Source organism: Brevibacterium oceani (genome assembly GCF_017948325.1).
In the GTDB taxonomy this organism is placed as follows: domain Bacteria; phylum Actinomycetota; class Actinomycetes; order Actinomycetales; family Brevibacteriaceae; genus Brevibacterium; species Brevibacterium oceani.
In genome coordinates, this window is record NZ_CP072846.1 from 2,032,820 (window position 1) to 2,049,056 (window position 16,237).

Sequence of the window (16,237 nt, forward strand, 5' to 3'; positions counted from 1 at the left end):
AAACCGGGGACTGAAGTCGACAACGGGGCGCATCTGCGGGTTCAATGGGAGTATGAAGAAGACCCTTATCGGGCTCTGCGCCGTCGCAGCCCTGACACTGACCGCCTGCTCCTCCGGCTCCTCGAACGATTCGGGTAGTGATTCGGCAGAGAAGACCGAGATCACCGTCTTCGCCGCCGCCTCGCTGACCGACGTCTTCGCCGACATCGCCGACGAGTTCAAGACAGAGAACCCCGAGGTCTCGGACGTGAAGTTCTCCTTCGCCGGATCCTCCGATCTCGTCTCCCAGGTCTCCGAGGGCGCTCCCGCCGATGTCATCGCCACCGCAGACGAGAAGAACATGGACACGCTGGAAGGCGACGATCTGCTCGCCGGCGACCCGCAGATCTTCGCCTCGAACACTCTCGCCCTGGCCGTCGGCAAGGGCAACCCGGAGAACATCAAGACGCCCAAGGACTTCGCGGGCAAGGACCTCGTCATCTGCGCTCCGCAGGTGCCCTGCGGCTCGGCCACGGAGAAGTGGGCCGACCAGAACGACGTCGAACTCGATCCCAAGAGCGAAGAGAACTCGGTCACCGATGTGCTCGGCAAGGTCAGCTCCGGTCAGGCCGACGCCGGAATCGTCTACGTCACCGACATTCCGCGCGGCGATGGTGAGGTCGAGATGGTCGACCTCGAAGGCGCCGACAAGGTCGTCAACCAGTACCCGGCTGCCACGGTCAAGGCCAGCGAACACCAGAAGGAAGCCGACGCCTTCGTCGACTACCTGCAGTCCGACACCGCGGCGAAGATGCTCGAGGACGCCGGGTTCGCCACACCCTGATGAGCAGACGCACCCGCAGTCACTCCACAGCACCGGCTTGGCTGTGGATTCCGGCGGCATTCGGCATCGCCTTCCTGCTGCTGCCGATCATCGGGATGATCTCGAGGATCGAACCGGACACCCTCTCCGCGGTCGTGCAGGCACCCGAGTCGCGGATCGCGATGGGTCTGTCGCTGCTGACCTCGGCCGTCTCTGCGATCGTCTCCGTCGCCATCGGGTTCCCGCTCGGGTACCTGCTGGCGACGAAGCGATTCGCCGGACAGCGCGTCGTGCGCACCCTCATCCTGCTGCCGCTCGTCCTGCCGCCGGTCGTCAGCGGTCTCGCCCTGCTCTACACCTGGGGCCGTTCGGCTCCGCTCGGCTCCGCCCTCACCGAGGCAGGGCTGGGTCTGGCCTACACGACGGCTGCCGTCGTCGTCGCCCAGATCTTCGTATCCATGCCGTTCATGGTGATGTCGGTCGAGACCGCGGTGGCGGCGCAGGGATCGCGCTTCGAACTCGCCGCTGCCGAACTCGGCGCCACCCCGGCCAGAGTGTTCTTCACCGTCAGTCTGCCGCTGCTGCGCCCCGGCATCATCACCGGCGCCGTGCTCTGCTTCGCCCGTTCGCTCGGCGAGTTCGGCGCCACGCTCACCTTCGCCGGCTCGCTCGAGGGTGTCACGCGGACGATGCCGCTGCAGATCTATCTCGTGCGCGAATCCGATCCGCAGTCGGCCATCGCGCTCTCGCTCCTGCTCGTCCTCGCAGCGCTCGTCATCATCGTCCTGGCCTACCGTTCGCCGCACGCGCCGCGTGTGCGCCGTCCCACTCCGCTGTCACCGGCGAACCTCGAAGAGGACCGCCGATCCGACTCCGCTCCCGCCGGCTCCACCATCCCCGCTGGCGCCACCGCACAGCCGGCAGCGACCCCGCGGCCGCCTCGGCGGGTGTTCCCGGAGTCCCACCCCGACCTCAGCCTGCAGGCCTCCTTGGCCGAACGCGGCTCCGAACTCGACATCACCGTGCCGAGCGGAGCGACGACGGCGATCATCGGTCGCAACGGGGCCGGGAAGTCCACGCTCTTCCAGATCCTCACCGGTGCCTTGGCCGCCGATACCGGCAGCCTGCGGATCGGCGGCGACGTGATCTTCGACGTCGACGCAGGGGTCTGGCCGCCCATCCATGCGCGCGGCATCGTCCACCTCGCCCAGAACCCGCTGCTGTTCCCGCACCTCAACGTCATCGACAACGTCGCCTTCGGTCTCCGCTGTCGCGGCGTCGGGAGACAGGAGGCGCGCCGACGCGGCCAGGAGATGCTCGATCGCCTCGGTGTCGGCAGCACCTCCGAGCGCCGGCCGACCGCAGTGTCCGGGGGACAGGCGGCACGGATCGCGCTGGCCCGTGCCCTCGTCATCGATCCCACCCTGCTGCTGCTCGACGAGCCGCTCGCCGCACTCGATGTCGACGTGCGGATCGAGACCAGACGGGTGATGCGCCGCGTGCTCGAAGGACGCACCGCGCTGCTCGTCACCCACGACGTCGAAGACGTCATCGAGCTGGCCTCCTCGCTCGTGCTCATCGACTCCGGCCGCGCCACTTACGTGTCCCGTGTAGGGGCCGTCGACACGACGACACAGGTCGCCGGCGGTTACTTCCTGGCAAGCTTTTGCGCTGAGGACAGAGAAGGAATACTGTGCAGTAGATCACAGTAGTCCTGCGTATCGAAGCAAGGGAGCAACACGACATGGCAGAACTCTCCTATTCCTCGGGAACATCGACCGAACCCCTGCTGGGGATCACGATCGCCGAACACTTCAAACGCACCGCGACGGCGCACCCCGAGGCCCTGGCGCTGGTCGACCGGCACTCGGGGCGGCGCTGGACCTACGCCGAGTTCGATCGGGACACCGACGCCCTGGCGATCGGCCTCCTCGAACGCGGAGTGAAGAAGGGTGACCGAGTGGGGATCTGGGCGCAGAACGTGGCCGAATGGGCGCTCGTCCAGTACGCGACAGCGAAGATGGGGGCCATCCTCGTCAACGTCAACCCGGCCTACCGCAGCCACGAACTCGAATACGTGGTCGGACAGTCGGGCATGACGCTGATGATCTCGCAGATCGTGGCGCCCCCGCATTCGGATTTTCGCGCGATCGCCACCGAGGTGGCTGCGAAGGTCCCGTCCCTCGACCTCGTCTTCCTCGACACGGTGCCCGAGGATCTCACCGGGGGAGCGACGCTCGGCGAGCACGAATCCTTCGGCCACCTCATCGGACAGGGCAGGAAGCTGCTCGACGACGAGGGCGCGAAGTACGCGGTGCGGCTGCAGCAGGTCATCGACGACCTCTCGGCCGACGAGCCCATCAACATCCAGTACACCTCGGGCACCACTGGGTTCCCCAAAGGCGTGACGCTCAGCCACCACAACATCCTCAACAACGGATTCTTCATCGGTGAGATGCTCGCCTACACCCCCGCCGATGCCGTCGTCGTCCCCGTTCCCTACTATCACTGCTTCGGGATGGTCATCGGAAACCTCGCCGCACTCAGCCATGGCGCGGCCATCGTCCTGCCCTCTCCGGGGTTCGATCCGGTGAAGACCACGGCCGCCGTGATCGAGGAGAAGGCGACCTCGCTGTATGGAGTGCCGACGATGTTCATCGCTGAACTCGAACATCCTCAGTTCTCCGAATTCGACTTCTCCACTCTGCGCACCGGTGTCATGGCCGGCTCGCCGTGCCCGGTCAACACCATGCGTCGTGTCATCGAGGACATGAACATGTCCGAGGTCGCGATCTGCTACGGCATGACCGAGACTGCTCCGGTGTCGATGATGACCCGGGTCGACGATTCGCTCGAGAAGCGGACGCAGACGGTCGGCCGGGTGATGCCCCACCTCGAGATCAAGATCGCCGACCCGGTCACCGGGCAGACGGTTCCGCGCGGACAGAAGGGAGAGTTCTGCACGCGGGGATACGCGGTCATGCTCGGATACTGGGAGCAGCCGGACAAGACCGCCGAGACGATCGATGCCGCCCGCTGGATCCACACCGGGGACCTGGCGATCATGGACGACGACGGCTACGTCGACATCTCCGGACGCATCAAGGACATGGTCATCCGCGGCGGCGAGAACGTCTACCCGCGCGAGGTCGAGGAGTTCCTCTACCACCACCCGGCCATCCGCGATGTCCAGGTCATCGGCGTCTCCGACGAGAAGTACGGCGAAGAGCTCATGGCCTGGGTGATCCTCAAGGACGGATTCGACTCACTCAGCGCCGAGGAGGTGCGTGAGTTCTGTTCGGGCAAGCTCGCCCACTTCAAGATCCCCCGTTACGTCGAGGTGCGCGAGTCCTTCCCGATGACGGTCTCGGGCAAGATCCGCAAGATCGAGCTGCGTGAGGAAGGCGAGAAGATCGCCCACGGCGCCTCCGCGTAGGGCTGGAGAGCACGATATCGACGGGCTGTGGGCACGATCCGGCCGCGGTCGCGGCCGGATCGAGTTCGAGGTCACAAGTCGGTTGCAGTTCTTTCTGGTAAGGGCCTGAGTTTTTCTTGTGTGCTCTGGTTCACTAGGATCACTTCACATGAGAGATGAATCACGACCGCTGGTGTCGGTGACGAACGTCGAGAAGCACTACGGCGAATTCCACGCCCTGAAGAACATCAACCTCGACATCGCCGAGCGGGAGGTCGTCGTCGTCATCGGCCCTTCGGGGTCGGGAAAGTCGACACTGTGCCGGACGATCAACCGTCTGGAGACCATCTCCTCGGGCAGCATCACGATCGACGGCAAGGAGCTGCCGGCCGAAGGCGCCGCACTGGCGCAGCTGCGTTCGGACGTCGGCATGGTCTTCCAGGCGTTCAATCTCTTCGCCCACAAGACGATCCTCGAGAACGTCACTCTGGGACCGATCAAAGTCCGCAAGCTCTCGAAGTCCGAGGCGGACAAGCAGGCCATGGCGCTGCTCGAACGCGTCGGGGTCGCTCATCAGGCCGACAAGTATCCCGCGCAGCTCTCCGGCGGACAGCAGCAGCGTGTCGCCATCGCCCGGGCGCTGGCGATGAAGCCGAAGGTGATGCTCTTCGACGAGCCCACCTCGGCGCTGGACCCGGAGATGATCAACGAAGTCCTCGACGTCATGGTCGGACTCGCGGAAGAGGGCATGACGATGGTCGTCGTCACTCACGAGATGGGCTTCGCCCGCAAGGCCGCACACCGGGTGGTGTTCATGGCCGACGGTGAGATCGTCGAGGTCGCCGAGCCCGAGGAATTCTTCACCAACCCCCAGAGCGGTCGAGCCAAGGACTTCCTGTCGAAGATCCTGACGAACTGACACCACCCTTTTCCTACCGCATCACCTCACTCACAAGGAGAGACAATGAAGAAGCTCAGACTGACAGTCGCCTCGGTGGCAATCGGAATGCTGGCCCTCAGCGGCTGCGGCCAGGGTGGAACCCCGGAATCCTCCGGTGACGGGGACAAGGCCGAGGCACCTGAGTACTCGGTGGCCACCGATGTCGACCTCAAGGATTCGAAGACCTGGCAGAAGGCCAAGGACGCCGGAGAGATCACTATCGGTGTGAAGAAAGACCAGCCGGGACTCGGCAACGTCTCTGCCGGTTCCAAGGAGCCGGAGGGCTTCGACATCGAGATCGCGAAGATGGTCGCCGCGCACCTCGGCTTCGAACCAGATCAGATCAAGTACACCGAGACCGTCTCGGCCAACCGCGAGCCCTTCCTCCAACAGGGCAACGTCGACATGGTCGTGGCCACCTACACGATCAACGATGAGCGCAAGAAGGTCGTCGACTTCGCCGGACCGTACTACGTCGCCGGTCAGGATCTTCTCGTGGCCGAGGACTCCGACATCGCCGGACCCGACGACCTCGACGGCAAGAAGGTCTGCTCCGTCGACGGGTCGACCCCGGCTCAGAACATCGAAGACAAGTACACGAAGGCCGAACTCGTCACCTACGACGCGTACTCGAAGTGCGTGACCGACCTCCAGTCGGGATCCGTGGACGCAGTGACCACGGACGATGCGATTCTGCGCGGCTACGCCAAGCAGTACGACGGTGAGTTCAAGGTCGTCGGCAAACCCTTCACCGAAGAGCCCTACGGCGTCGGACTGCCCAAGGGTGACGACGCGCTGCGCGACGCCGTCAACGACGCCCTCGAGGAGGGCATGGACGACGGCGATTGGAAGAAGGCCTTCGAATACACCCTCGGATCCACCGACGGTGTCGATATGCCCAAAGTCGACCGCTACTGACCCCGTCCACAGATTGACATGATGCGAGGGCGCCGAACCCGGCGCCCTCGCATCGATTAAGGAATCTGCCATGGATTTCCTGGAGCTTCTCCAGATGTTCCTCTCCGGCGCGTGGGGAACGATCAAGCTCTTCACCGTCGCCCTCGTCGGGTCGATGGTGTTGGGTACGATCCTCGCCGCCATGCGCGTATCACCGACCCCGGTGCTGCGGGCGGCCGCCTCGACCTACATCAATATCGTGCGGAACACTCCGCTGACGCTGGTGATGTTCTTCTGCGCCTTCGGCCTGCCGTTCCTCGACATCCGCTTCGGATCGACGAGCTCGTTCAACTCCTTCGTCTACGCGACGATCGCCCTGACCGCCTATACGGCCTGCTTCGTCGCCGAGACCCTCAAGTCCGGCATCGCCACGATCCCGGTCGGCCAGGCCGAAGCCGCACGCGCTGTGGGACTGAGCTTCGGTCAGACCTTGGGTCAGGTGATTCTGCCGCAGGCCTTCCGCACCGTCATCCCACCGTTGGGCAGCGTGATCATCGCGATGCTCAAGAACACCTCGATCGCCTCGGCATTCAACAACCGGGAGCTGATCTCGGCGATGCGCAATGCCATCGAAGTCCGCGGAGACCTCGTCATCCCGCTGCTGTTCGGCACCGCCCTGGCCTATCTCATTCTGGCCCTGGTGCTCGGGCGCGTCTTCGACTACCTGGAGAAGAAGCTGGTGATCATGCGATGAGCGCACCCACTCAAGTACTGTTCGACGAACCCGGTCCGAAGTCGCGTCGGAACAACGTCATCCTCTCCGTCGTCTCAGCCCTCGTGCTGCTGGCGATCGCGGCGTTCGTCGTCTGGAAGTTCGCCGATGCCGGTCAGCTGGAACCCGATAAGTGGTACCCATTCACGTTCGCTCAGATCCAGATGGTGCTGCTCCAGGGTATGCTCGCGACCCTCAAGGTCGCCGTCGTCGCGTCCGTGCTGGCCATGGTCGTCGGCATCGTGTTCGCACTGCTGCGCCTGTCCAGCAGGAAGATCATCTCCGTCCCCGGCACGATCGTCCTCGAGTTCTTCCGCGGCGTGCCCGTGCTGCTGCTCATCTTCGCGATGTTCCTGATGTTCGGCAACGACATCGGCCCGTTCTGGTCGGTCGTCTTCGGCCTCACCCTCTACAACGGCATGGTGCTGGCGGAGATCATCAGGGCAGGCATCCTCGCCGTCCCCACCGGTCAGCGGGAAGCGGCGATGGCCATCGGACTGCGGCCCGGCCAGGTGATGAGCCTCGTGCTCATGCCTCAGGCTCTGCGTGCGATGATGCCGACGATCATCGCCCAGATCGTGGTCCTTCTCAAGGATTCCGCACTGGGCTTCATCGTCACCTACCAGGATCTGCTCTACCAGGTGAACCTCATCGGCCGCGAGTACAACAACCTGCTGCCGACCTTCATCGTCGGTGCGGTCCTGTTCATCATCATCAACATGATCGTCGCGGCGTTCGCCCGGTGGCTCGAGTCGAGGCTTCAGCGCAAGACGACAGCGAACACCGAGGCGGAGGGACTGTCCGCGAAGATCGTCGACTGAGCCTCCGTGGGGGTGGCGGGCCGGGCCGTGACTGACCCGGCACGCCGTCACCCTGTATCGTTCACTGAGAGGGTCGGTGCACACCGGTCGATTTCCGCCGCGCGCGGCCGATCCACATGAGACAGAGTCGTCGGTGTCCTCCGTCGCCGACACCCGTGATAAGGAGTCGCAGATGCCGCAGCCCGAACTCAGCTCCACACCGGTCAAGGTCGTCAAGAACGTCGACCGGGAACGATTCGAGCTGTTCACCGATGACACTCCGGGGGAGTTCATCGGATTCCTCGGCTACCGAGTCATCGATCCCCAGACACTCGAACTCCAGCATACGATCATCTCGGAGGGCTACTCCCGACGCGGCTTCGCGCGCACTTTGGTGACGAAAGCCCTCGACATCATCCGTGCCGACGGCGGAGCCATCGTCGCTACCTGCTCCTACGTCGTGGACTACCTCGAGCGTTTCCCGCAGTACCGCGACCTCGTGGCTGATCGGTGACTGCAGAGGCGGCCGCTGACGGTGCCGGTGCCGGCCGCGGTGCGGGCATTGATGCCAGGTTCGGTGCAGGACGCTTTGCACCGAGCCCGAGCGGAGACCTGCACATCGGAAACATCCGTTCCGGACTCATGGCCTATGTCCGCGCGCGACAGACAGGCAGGCGCTTCCTCTGGCGCATCGAAGACCTCGACCGCGTGAAGACCGGTGCAGCCGAGTCCCAACTGGCCGTGTTCACCGAGCTCGGCGTCACTGCGGACGAAGAGCCGCTTGTCCAGTCGACACGTCGGGACCACTATGCGGCGGCGATCGACCGGCTCGATGCGGCCGGGCTGGTCTACGAATGCTACTGCTCCCGCAAAGACATCGCCCAGGCCGCGAGTGCCCCGCACGCACCGCCAGGAGCCTATCCGGGAACCTGCCGCAACCTCGGCGATGCCGAACGCGAGGCCCGTCGAGGCGAACTGGCGGAGAAGGGGAGGCAGCCGGCGCTGCGGCTGCGCACCGACAACGCCGCTCATTCGATCCATGACGAGCTGCTCGGAGAGGTCACGGCCACCGTCGACGATCTCGTGCTGCGACGCGGTGACGGCGTCTTCGCCTACAACCTCACCGTCGTCGTCGATGATTCTGCCAGCGGCGTGGACGAAGTGCTCCGCGGTGACGATCTCGCCTCCTCGGCGCCGCGACAGGCCTATCTGGCCGGTCTGCTCGGGGCCGCTCGGATGGGTTGGCTCCACGTGCCGTTGGTGCTCAACAGCGACGGCAGACGCTTGGCCAAACGCGATGGTGCGGTGACCTATCAGCAGCTGCGCGGCCTCGGCTGGACCGTCGCCGATGTGTTCGCCTGGATGCAGGGGTCACTGGGTTTCGACGACGCCGGTCCGCGCTGGGCAGGCATCGACGACATGGTCGATCAGCTCGACTTCGACCGTCTCAACGCGGAGCCGACCGTCTTCGTTCCACCGGCAGGGCACTGAGCCCAGAGCATTGTGTCAGTGCACTTCGACGGTGTTCAGGCCGCCGAGGATCCCAGTGCTTCGGTGATGACCTCGTCATAGATCGACTCGAAGGTATCGAGCGTGTATTCGATATCGTGTTTGGCCACGACATCCAGCGAGGCGCTCGACATCGCCTCGTATGCGGCATCCGAGGCCGTGCACAGGCGGGCGAACCGGTCGGCGAGGGCATCGACGTCGCGAGGCGGGAAGAGATACCCGTTGACGCCGTCGCGGACGAGGTGCGGCAGGGCCACTGCATCGGCGAGCACGACAGGTTTGCGGGAGGCCAGCGCCTCGAGCGTGGCGATCGACTGCAGTTCGGCGGTCGAGGGCATGCAGAAGAATGTGCAGCGCTGGTAGGCGTCCATGAGTTCTCGATCGCTGATCTTGCCGAGGACGTGGACGCGGTCGGCGATGCCCAGCTCCGCGGCGAGCTCCTTGAGCGGTGTCTCCTGGTCACCACCGCCGACGATATCGGCTTCGAGACCGAGTGCAGGGTCGGTCTTCGCGACCGCTTCGACGATGTCGGAGGCGTGCTTCTCCGAGGAGAGACGCCCGACGAAGAGGACCCGCGGCGGACCCGACCTCGGTGCGGGGGACTCGGTCTCACGCAGATGGGCGAAGCGTTCGAGATCGATCCCACAGGAGACCGCGCGGATGGGGGAGGAGAACCCGTTCTGCGTGAGCAGGTCAGCGGCCAGCTGGGTGGGCACCGTGATGAAGTCGGCCGATTGGAACTTCCGGCGCAGATCCCACCAGGCGATGGCCGTGCCCCCGTCGAGGACGGCTTTCGGCGCCTTGAGATAGGGGCGCACATTGTCGGGCATGAAATGGTTGGTGGCCACGACGGGGATGCTGCGACGGATCGATTCGGAGAACGCGTAGCGGCCGATGACGAAGTGCGCCTGCGTGTGCACGACATCCGGCTGCAGGCTGTCGAGCAGTCTCGAGAGTTCGGGCTTCGTCTCCCAGGGCATGCAGATCATCCACGTCGGATGCAGCGGCCACCGGTGGGCGGTGAGTCGATGGACGGTCACTCCGTCCTCGACGCTGACAGAAGGCTTCCCCGTGGCCGAGGGGCAGGCGACGTGGACATCGTTGCCGCGAGCGGCGAGTCCGGCAGCCAGGCGTTCGGCGAACTTTGCGGCACCATTGACTTCCGGGGCGTACGTCTCGGCCGGAATGAGGATTCGGCGGGCTGGAGTGGGACGGTGCGCAGACAGGATTCAGCTCTCCTCGGTGTCGGTCATGGTATCGGAACGGCGGGCGTCCCTGCGCTGAGCTTCTCGATCTCTGACATCGGGATGATACCGCGACAATACAACGACTCCGGCGCACGCGACCAATCCTGTGAGCGCGATGATGAGGATCAGCCATACGGGGGCATCGGCCGCTTCGCCGAGCACCACCGTGCCGAGGATGACGGCGCCGATCGGATCGATGACGGTCAGGCCGGCGATGACCATCTCGGGTGGGCCCGCGGCGTAGGCGTTCTGGACGAACCAGGAGCCCAGCGCCACCGCCGCAAGCAGCGCACCCGCATTCAGCCACGTGACCTGGTCGAGACCCGCCTGCAGGAATTGGACGCTGACGAGGTGGGCGTTCGTGGCGACGCATGCGAAGAGCAGCCCGGCCGAGACGATGAGCACGAGCTGCGGTGCGTGCCGGAACGCGAGCATGATGACCAGGCCGCCAGCGACGACGACGGCGGTGATCCAGAACAGAGGCAGCGCATCCGCGCCGAGGTGGACTTCCGAGCGGGCGATGGTCGCCGAGAGTGCGACGAAGACCGTCACCCCGATCGTGCACCACACGACGGCCTGGACGAGCCGGCGGTTGACTCGGAGGCCGCGGTGACGGACACCCAGGAGCACGGAGACGATGAGGGAGAAGGCCCCGATCGGCTGGACGACCATGACCGGGGCGAGCGCGAGGGCGACGAAGTTGCCGGCCGTGCCGAGGCCGAGGATGAAGAGTCCGAGCAGCCAGCGCCGGTTGCTCAGCAGCTCGACGAAATGCGCCCAACTCAGCCCGTTGTGCGAATCGTCCTGACCGGTGACGGCGTCGTGCTGGTACAGGGCACCATAGGCGAGGGCGACTGCGGCCAGGACGGCGAGTGCGATTGCCACTGTGGTCACGGTGAGACTTCCGGGTCGAAGGGTGCTGAGACGGGGTGGGGGCCGATTCGAGTTTACCGTCTGCCTGCACACAGGGGAGGGAGCTCAGCTGTGTCTGTCCTGACTGTACGGCTACCCGACGGCAGCCGGTGGGGTTTGCCTCAGGTCTGTGTCTCGGGTCTGTGAGGTAAAGCACTCGAGCCCGTTTTGTCTGGTCGCTCAGGTGTTTGCTAAGCTGGACAGCACGTCCGCAGGTGACTGCGGCATTCCTCCGTAGCTCAGTTGGCAGAGCATTCGACTGTTAATCGAAGGGTCGCTGGTTCGAGCCCAGCCGGGGGAGCAGTCAAGGCCTCGTCCACATCGGACGGGGCCTTCGTCGTCCCCGGGGGAATAGACGGTCTCGACGCCCGGTTGACCCGGCATGAAGTCTTTCGGATTCTTGAGCTTCGGACACTATGACGCCGAAGGCGAACTGGACGCCGGACAGATGCTCCGCGACGCCGTGGAGATCTCGGTCGGTGCCGACGACATCGGCGTCAACGGCGCTTACTTCCGCGTTCACCACTTCGCCACGCAGGCCGCCTCGCCGATTCCGCTGCTGTCAGCGATCGCCGCACGCACCCTGCGCATCGAGGTCGGCACTGGTGTGATCGACATGCGGTACGAGAATCCCCTCTACCTCGCCGAGGAGTCTGCCGCCCTCGATCTGCTCTCCGATCAGCGCGTGGCCCTGGGCATCAGCAGAGGATCACCGGAACCGGCTCTGCGCGGGTGGGAGGCCTTCGGATATGAAGACCCGAGCGAACCGAAGGCGGCGACCATGGCCAGGGAGAAATTCGACCTCTTCCTCCGCGCCATCCGCGGTGAACATGTGTCTCCTGCCGATCCGCAGCAGTTCAGCCCCGGCGTCAGCCTGCGGATCGAACCGCACTCACCGGGCCTCGACCGTCGCATCTGGTGGGGAGCAGGCTCGGCGTCGACCGCCGAATGGGCGGCACAGCAGGGCGTGAACCTCATGAGCTCCACCCTGCTCACCGAGGCGACAGGGGCAGCATTCGGGGACCTGCAGGCAGAGCAGATCGACCGCTATCGGACAGCGTGGGGCGAGGCCGGACACGACTGGACGCCCAGGGTATCCGTCAGCCGCAGCATCTTCCCGATCACCACCGACCTCGACGACCTGTACTTCGGTCGCAGGGGTGGAGGACAGGGAGACCAGATCGGCATCATCGACGACACCCGGTCGACCTTCGGGCGCACCTACGCCGGTGAACCCGATCAACTGATCAAGGAGCTCAAGGCCGATGCTGCCGTCGAGGCGGCCGACACTCTCATGCTGACGATCCCGAGTCAGTTGGGAGTCGACTACAACCTCCACATCCTCGAGTCCTTCGCCGAACACGTCGCACCCGCACTCGGCTGGGTGCCGGCCAGTGCGGACACGGAGCGGGCCGGCTCCTGACGACCCGCCTCTTCAGTGCGGCTGCGCCCGCGGACTCGGTGCCCAGTCTCGGGTGGACAGGCGGGTTCGACTGCGGACACGGACGTAGGATGGCAGTGATCGAGCGGACACACAGCCGGCGAGCGCTTCGCTCGCCGGCGGTTCCTTCGCCAGCTGACACAGGAGAGGACACGTGAGCGAGACGAAGATGACGCAGACCCAGAAGCGGATCCTCTTCATCGGTCTCGTTCCCCTCTTCATGTCGCTGCTGTCGGTCTCGAGCATCAACGTCGTCCTCCCATCGATCTCCTCGGACATCCATGCCTCGACCTCGGCACTGCAGTGGGTGCTCACCGGCTATGCACTGTCCTTCGTCGAATCGTCCGTCGGCTGGTTCGTGTGGCTTGCCCTCCCGTTGGGGCTGGCAATGATCTGGGTGTGGACGAGGTGGGAGCGCCGCTATGCGCGTCTCGGCCGTCCGCCGATGGTCGACCTCGACCTGTTCCGCATCCGCAGCTTCAGCAACGGCTCGATCATCATCACCCTCTACTTCCTCGGAGTGACCAGCGTCTGGGTCCTCGTGGCGATGTACATGCAGCAGGGGCTGGGCCACTCGGCACTGGCGGCGGGCATGATCGGACTGCCCGCCGCGCTGCTGTCCGCCGTCTCCGCCGATGTATCCGGTCGATTCGTCTTCCAGATCGGGCGTCGCCTCGTCGTGTGGGGGATCGTGACCTGTCTCGTCGGCCTCATCGCAACCATCGCCGTCGTTCTGCTCCTGTCCCAGGAGATCGGCAGCGAATGGTGGATGCTGCTCACGCTCGCGTTCATCGGGACGGCGCAGGGCATGGTGATCAGTCCCAATCAGACGCTGACGCTGCAGGAGGTGCCGCTGAAGTATGCGGGCTCCTCCGGCGGAGTGCTCGAGACCGGCAGCGCATCGGCACATCGATGGGCTTGGCGATCATGACCGCCCTGGCCTTCTCGATCACCGCCGTGAGCAGCTGGCACATGGGAATGGTCGGAGCCTTCGCTGCGATCGCCGTGGTCGTCATCCTCGCCGGTGCAGTCGGACTCATCGAAGTTCGCCGAGGCGGCCGCCGCCGCGGGTGAATTCCTCGCGGTGAGGCTCCCGACGGAGTCGTCACAATCCCTCAGCTGTCAGCGCAATAATGTTACAGATTTTAGACAATCCGGTGTGTCCGAATGTGGAAGACTGTGAACGCACATCAGCCCACGGAAGGAAGCACAGTGGTCGAGGCTGTACCCGAAGATGACCTGGCGCTCGAGGATCTCGTGCGCTCGGGCGGGATCGAAACCTATTTCGCTCCGGTCGTCGACGCCTTCACCTTCCATCGAGTCGGACATCAGATACTGCAGGCTCCCATCGGCGATCCGGAGCTGGGCCGCGCGGAATCCGAGAATCTTCGATCGGCGATGCACACCTCGTCGATGATCGGTGACATCGACGCCTCCCTGCGCGACACCGCACTGCGGACCGCCGAAGGCGCCGGACTGCCGAAGTCGAACCGGCTGTTCCTTCACGCCGAGGCGGAGTCGTTCGCCACCCTCGAGGACCGCACGGGCGAACCGGACCGATCGGTCATCCTCCAACTCGACGCCAACCGTGTCGCGAACTCTCCCGCTTCGGTGCTGCGGTCCGTCCGCTCCGCCCGAACCCTCGGTTGGGGAGTGGGCATGTCGGCGGTCGGGGCCGATCTGCGCAGCGCCTCCTTCGTTCCCCTCGTCAACCCGTCGGTCGTCGGTCTTCACCCGGACGTGCTGCGCATCGATTCGGATTCGCATCTGGCCGAACTCAACCGTCTGCTCCACGCCCACATCGAACGCACCGGAGCGGTCATCCTCGCCGAGGGGGTCGAGAGCGAGGACGATCTCGACCGGGTTCGCGCGCTTGGGGCCCGCTTCATGTCCGGCCCCTACTTCGGCGAGGCGACACAGGAGCCGCACCCGTTCGAGGAGCCGAAAGAGGATGCTCTCGTCTCGCACTACTCGCGCAACCTGCCGGCGCTGGGAACTCCGTACTCGATCTCTCAGGGCCTGCGTCGTGAACCGCTGGTGATGAATCGTGAGATGCTCATCGCTCAGATCGCTGCGCTCGAAGAACGGGCGCTGGCGTCGGGTACGGCGACGATCGCATTGGGTGTCTTCGGCGAGGACGAGGCGTTCTCCGAGCCGACCCGTATCCGTTATGAGAAGATCCGCGACACCGTCGGCCTCACCGCTATGTTCTCCGGAGGGTTCGACGGACCGCCGATCCCGGGAGTGCGCACCGGACTCGTCGACGCCTCCGATCCGATGCGCAATGAGCATGGTGTCGTCGTAGTCGGACCCGACTGGTCGGGCATGGTCGCCGCGTCGAAGCGGAACGATCCCGGCAGCGATGGCCAGACGGAGTACGACGTCTACATCACCACCGACCGGTACACCTGCGTCGACGCCGCCCGCAGCGTCCTCACGCGCGTCGCACCGCTCAACGGTGCGGCGGCACAGCGCGCCTGAGCCTCGCCGAGGCGGTTGCCGGGCCGACAGCAGAGACTGTGTCGTCCGAATGGGACCGGGCGCGTCGTTGGTGCTAATCTTGTCTCGGTCGGCCCCCGTAGCTCAGCTGGTCAGAGCAGGGAACTCATAATTCTTTGGTCGCCGGTTCAAGTCCGGCCGGGGGCACCACAGTGCTCAGCCAGGCCGTTTCCGTCCGCTGTCAGTCGTGCTCTTCTGAACACTCGGATTGTAAGTCCGGTGTGAAGGTCTGCCCCGACGCGGACTCGTGTTCGTTCTTCACGCCCACCACAGACACCCGACATCACCAGCGTCTTTGATGCTTGGCCGCTGGCCGAACATGGACTATCATGTGGTCAGCACCTCCTTTCGGATCGTAGGGGAAGACGTATCCGAGGTAGGAGGCAGAAATGGATATGACACAGGGCGTACTCTTCGTCCACTCAGCACCTCGTGCGCTGTGCCCTCACATCGAATGGGCCGCGGGCGGGGCGATCGGTGCGCAAGCACGCTTCGACTGGACACCCCAGCCGGCGTCACCCGGACTCGTGCGTGCCGAAGTCTGCTGGCGTGCGCCTGCAGGCTCCGGAGCCCGTATCGCGTCGGCGCTGCGCGGGTGGGACTCACTCCGCTATGAAGTCACCGAAGAACCCTCAGCAGGTGTCGACGGCGGCCGCTGGAGCCATACCCCGGATCTCGGCATCTACCACGCTGTCACCGACACTGCCGGTAACATCCTCGTCCCCGAAGACCGCATCCGGTCCGTGATGGAACGTGCCGCAGGTGACCCGGCGAAATTCTCCGCAGAAATGGCGACCGCGCTCGGTGAAGCATGGGACGAAGAACTCGACGCCTTCCGTCACGCTGGCGAAGGCGCGCCCGTCCGCTGGCTGACCAAGGTCGGCTGAGAAACACTCGTTCGCATCCGACCGGCTTCACTGCGGGACCGTTCGGGCGCCCAATATGCCTGATGGGCACACCTTCCTACCTCGGGTGTGCCCATTTCGCCTATCCGCAGGCGGTA

The 16,237-nt window shown here is 64.9% G+C and carries 16 protein-coding genes and 2 tRNA genes; 16 read left to right on the plus strand and 2 right to left on the minus strand.

Annotated elements, in window-relative coordinates; all coding sequences use genetic code 11:
- The first annotated feature begins 52 nt into the window (after positions 1–52).
- The 9 genes from modA to gluQRS all read left to right on the plus strand — a co-directional run bounded on the left by modA (position 53) and on the right by gluQRS (position 9,117).
- The gene (gene modA, locus J9314_RS08980) at positions 53–823 is read left to right on the plus strand and encodes a molybdate ABC transporter substrate-binding protein (RefSeq protein WP_210605372.1); all 771 of its coding nucleotides are present in this window, start codon (positions 53–55) and stop codon (positions 821–823) included.
- A complete protein-coding gene (locus tag J9314_RS08985; RefSeq protein ID WP_210605373.1) occupies positions 823–2,514 on the plus strand; it encodes an ABC transporter permease in 1,692 nt (563 codons plus the stop codon). The genes modA and J9314_RS08985 overlap by 1 nt, the downstream gene beginning before the upstream one ends.
- A gap of 32 nt (positions 2,515–2,546) precedes the next feature.
- On the plus strand, positions 2,547–4,238 hold the full coding sequence (locus J9314_RS08990) for an AMP-binding protein (protein WP_210605374.1): 1,692 nt from the start codon (positions 2,547–2,549) through the stop codon (positions 4,236–4,238).
- A 148-nt stretch (positions 4,239–4,386) separates the two neighbouring features.
- Positions 4,387–5,136 carry an amino acid ABC transporter ATP-binding protein gene (locus tag J9314_RS08995; protein WP_425514179.1) on the plus strand — a complete coding sequence of 250 codons (750 nt, stop codon included), beginning with the start codon at positions 4,387–4,389 and terminating at the stop codon, positions 5,134–5,136.
- Positions 5,137–5,181: 45 nt separating this feature from the next.
- Positions 5,182–6,075: a glutamate ABC transporter substrate-binding protein gene (locus J9314_RS09000; protein WP_210605375.1), complete on the plus strand. Its 894-nt coding sequence runs from the start codon at positions 5,182–5,184 to the stop codon at positions 6,073–6,075.
- Positions 6,076–6,145: 70 nt separating this feature from the next.
- Positions 6,146–6,808, plus strand: a complete 663-nt coding sequence (locus J9314_RS09005; protein ID WP_181275235.1) for an amino acid ABC transporter permease — start codon at positions 6,146–6,148, stop codon at positions 6,806–6,808.
- Positions 6,805–7,647 (plus strand): amino acid ABC transporter permease, encoded by an 843-nt coding sequence (locus J9314_RS09010; protein WP_210605376.1) that lies wholly within the window; start codon positions 6,805–6,807, stop codon positions 7,645–7,647. The genes J9314_RS09005 and J9314_RS09010 overlap by 4 nt, the downstream gene beginning before the upstream one ends.
- 172 nt (positions 7,648–7,819) lie before the next feature.
- Positions 7,820–8,140 (plus strand): GNAT family N-acetyltransferase, encoded by a 321-nt coding sequence (locus J9314_RS09015; protein WP_210605377.1) that lies wholly within the window; start codon positions 7,820–7,822, stop codon positions 8,138–8,140.
- Positions 8,137–9,117 carry a tRNA glutamyl-Q(34) synthetase GluQRS gene (gene gluQRS / locus J9314_RS09020; protein ID WP_246490706.1) on the plus strand — a complete coding sequence of 327 codons (981 nt, stop codon included), beginning with the start codon at positions 8,137–8,139 and terminating at the stop codon, positions 9,115–9,117. The genes J9314_RS09015 and gluQRS overlap by 4 nt, the downstream gene beginning before the upstream one ends.
- A 35-nt stretch (positions 9,118–9,152) precedes the next feature.
- Here gluQRS and J9314_RS09025 read toward each other — a convergent pair whose 3' ends face one another.
- Both J9314_RS09025 and J9314_RS09030 read right to left on the minus strand, forming a co-directional pair.
- Positions 9,153–10,364, minus strand: coding sequence for a glycosyltransferase (locus J9314_RS09025; RefSeq protein WP_343207055.1), 1,212 nt, complete (start codon positions 10,362–10,364; stop codon positions 9,153–9,155).
- On the minus strand, positions 10,365–11,276 hold the full coding sequence (locus tag J9314_RS09030; RefSeq protein WP_246490707.1) for a DMT family transporter: 912 nt from the start codon (positions 11,274–11,276) through the stop codon (positions 10,365–10,367). It lies immediately after the preceding gene.
- A 246-nt stretch (positions 11,277–11,522) separates the two neighbouring features.
- On the opposite strand from J9314_RS09030, the gene J9314_RS09035 reads away from it, so the two are divergent.
- From J9314_RS09035 to J9314_RS09060, 7 genes are all read left to right on the plus strand, one after another.
- Positions 11,523–11,595 (plus strand) — tRNA-Asn (locus tag J9314_RS09035).
- A gap of 81 nt (positions 11,596–11,676) precedes the next feature.
- On the plus strand, positions 11,677–12,717 hold the full coding sequence (locus J9314_RS09040; protein WP_210605378.1) for an LLM class flavin-dependent oxidoreductase: 1,041 nt from the start codon (positions 11,677–11,679) through the stop codon (positions 12,715–12,717).
- A 172-nt stretch (positions 12,718–12,889) separates the two neighbouring features.
- Complete coding sequence (locus tag J9314_RS09045; RefSeq protein WP_246490708.1) at positions 12,890–13,666, plus strand: MFS transporter; 777 nt, start codon at positions 12,890–12,892, stop codon at positions 13,664–13,666.
- Positions 13,663–13,809: a hypothetical protein gene (locus tag J9314_RS19165; RefSeq protein ID WP_246490709.1), complete on the plus strand. Its 147-nt coding sequence runs from the start codon at positions 13,663–13,665 to the stop codon at positions 13,807–13,809. The genes J9314_RS09045 and J9314_RS19165 overlap by 4 nt, the downstream gene beginning before the upstream one ends.
- A gap of 138 nt (positions 13,810–13,947) precedes the next feature.
- Entirely contained in the window at positions 13,948–15,216 is a 1,269-nt protein-coding gene (locus J9314_RS09050) for an EAL domain-containing protein (protein ID WP_246490710.1), read from the plus strand.
- A gap of 91 nt (positions 15,217–15,307) precedes the next feature.
- Positions 15,308–15,384, plus strand: a tRNA-Ile gene (locus J9314_RS09055).
- Between the two features lie 245 nt (positions 15,385–15,629).
- Positions 15,630–16,121 (plus strand): DUF3145 domain-containing protein, encoded by a 492-nt coding sequence (locus tag J9314_RS09060; RefSeq protein WP_210605609.1) that lies wholly within the window; start codon positions 15,630–15,632, stop codon positions 16,119–16,121.
- Positions 16,122–16,237: the final 116 nt, after the last annotated feature.

What these genes read in the sequence shown, in the direction of transcription:
- modA (WP_210605372.1), top strand. Translation starts at nt 53, where the DNA reads ATGAAGAAGACCCTTATCGGGCTCTGCGCCGTCGCAGCCCTGACACTG.
- J9314_RS08985 (WP_210605373.1), top strand. Translation starts at nt 823, where the DNA reads ATGAGCAGACGCACCCGCAGTCACTCCACAGCACCGGCTTGGCTGTGG.
- J9314_RS08990 (WP_210605374.1), top strand. Translation starts at nt 2,547, where the DNA reads ATGGCAGAACTCTCCTATTCCTCGGGAACATCGACCGAACCCCTGCTG.
- J9314_RS08995 (WP_425514179.1), top strand. Translation starts at nt 4,387, where the DNA reads ATGAGAGATGAATCACGACCGCTGGTGTCGGTGACGAACGTCGAGAAG.
- J9314_RS09000 (WP_210605375.1), top strand. Translation starts at nt 5,182, where the DNA reads ATGAAGAAGCTCAGACTGACAGTCGCCTCGGTGGCAATCGGAATGCTG.
- J9314_RS09005 (WP_181275235.1), top strand. Translation starts at nt 6,146, where the DNA reads ATGGATTTCCTGGAGCTTCTCCAGATGTTCCTCTCCGGCGCGTGGGGA.
- J9314_RS09010 (WP_210605376.1), top strand. Translation starts at nt 6,805, where the DNA reads ATGAGCGCACCCACTCAAGTACTGTTCGACGAACCCGGTCCGAAGTCG.
- J9314_RS09015 (WP_210605377.1), top strand. Translation starts at nt 7,820, where the DNA reads ATGCCGCAGCCCGAACTCAGCTCCACACCGGTCAAGGTCGTCAAGAAC.
- J9314_RS09040 (WP_210605378.1), top strand. Translation starts at nt 11,677, where the DNA reads ATGAAGTCTTTCGGATTCTTGAGCTTCGGACACTATGACGCCGAAGGC.
- J9314_RS19165 (WP_246490709.1), top strand. Translation starts at nt 13,663, where the DNA reads ATGACCGCCCTGGCCTTCTCGATCACCGCCGTGAGCAGCTGGCACATG.
- J9314_RS09060 (WP_210605609.1), top strand. Translation starts at nt 15,630, where the DNA reads ATGACACAGGGCGTACTCTTCGTCCACTCAGCACCTCGTGCGCTGTGC.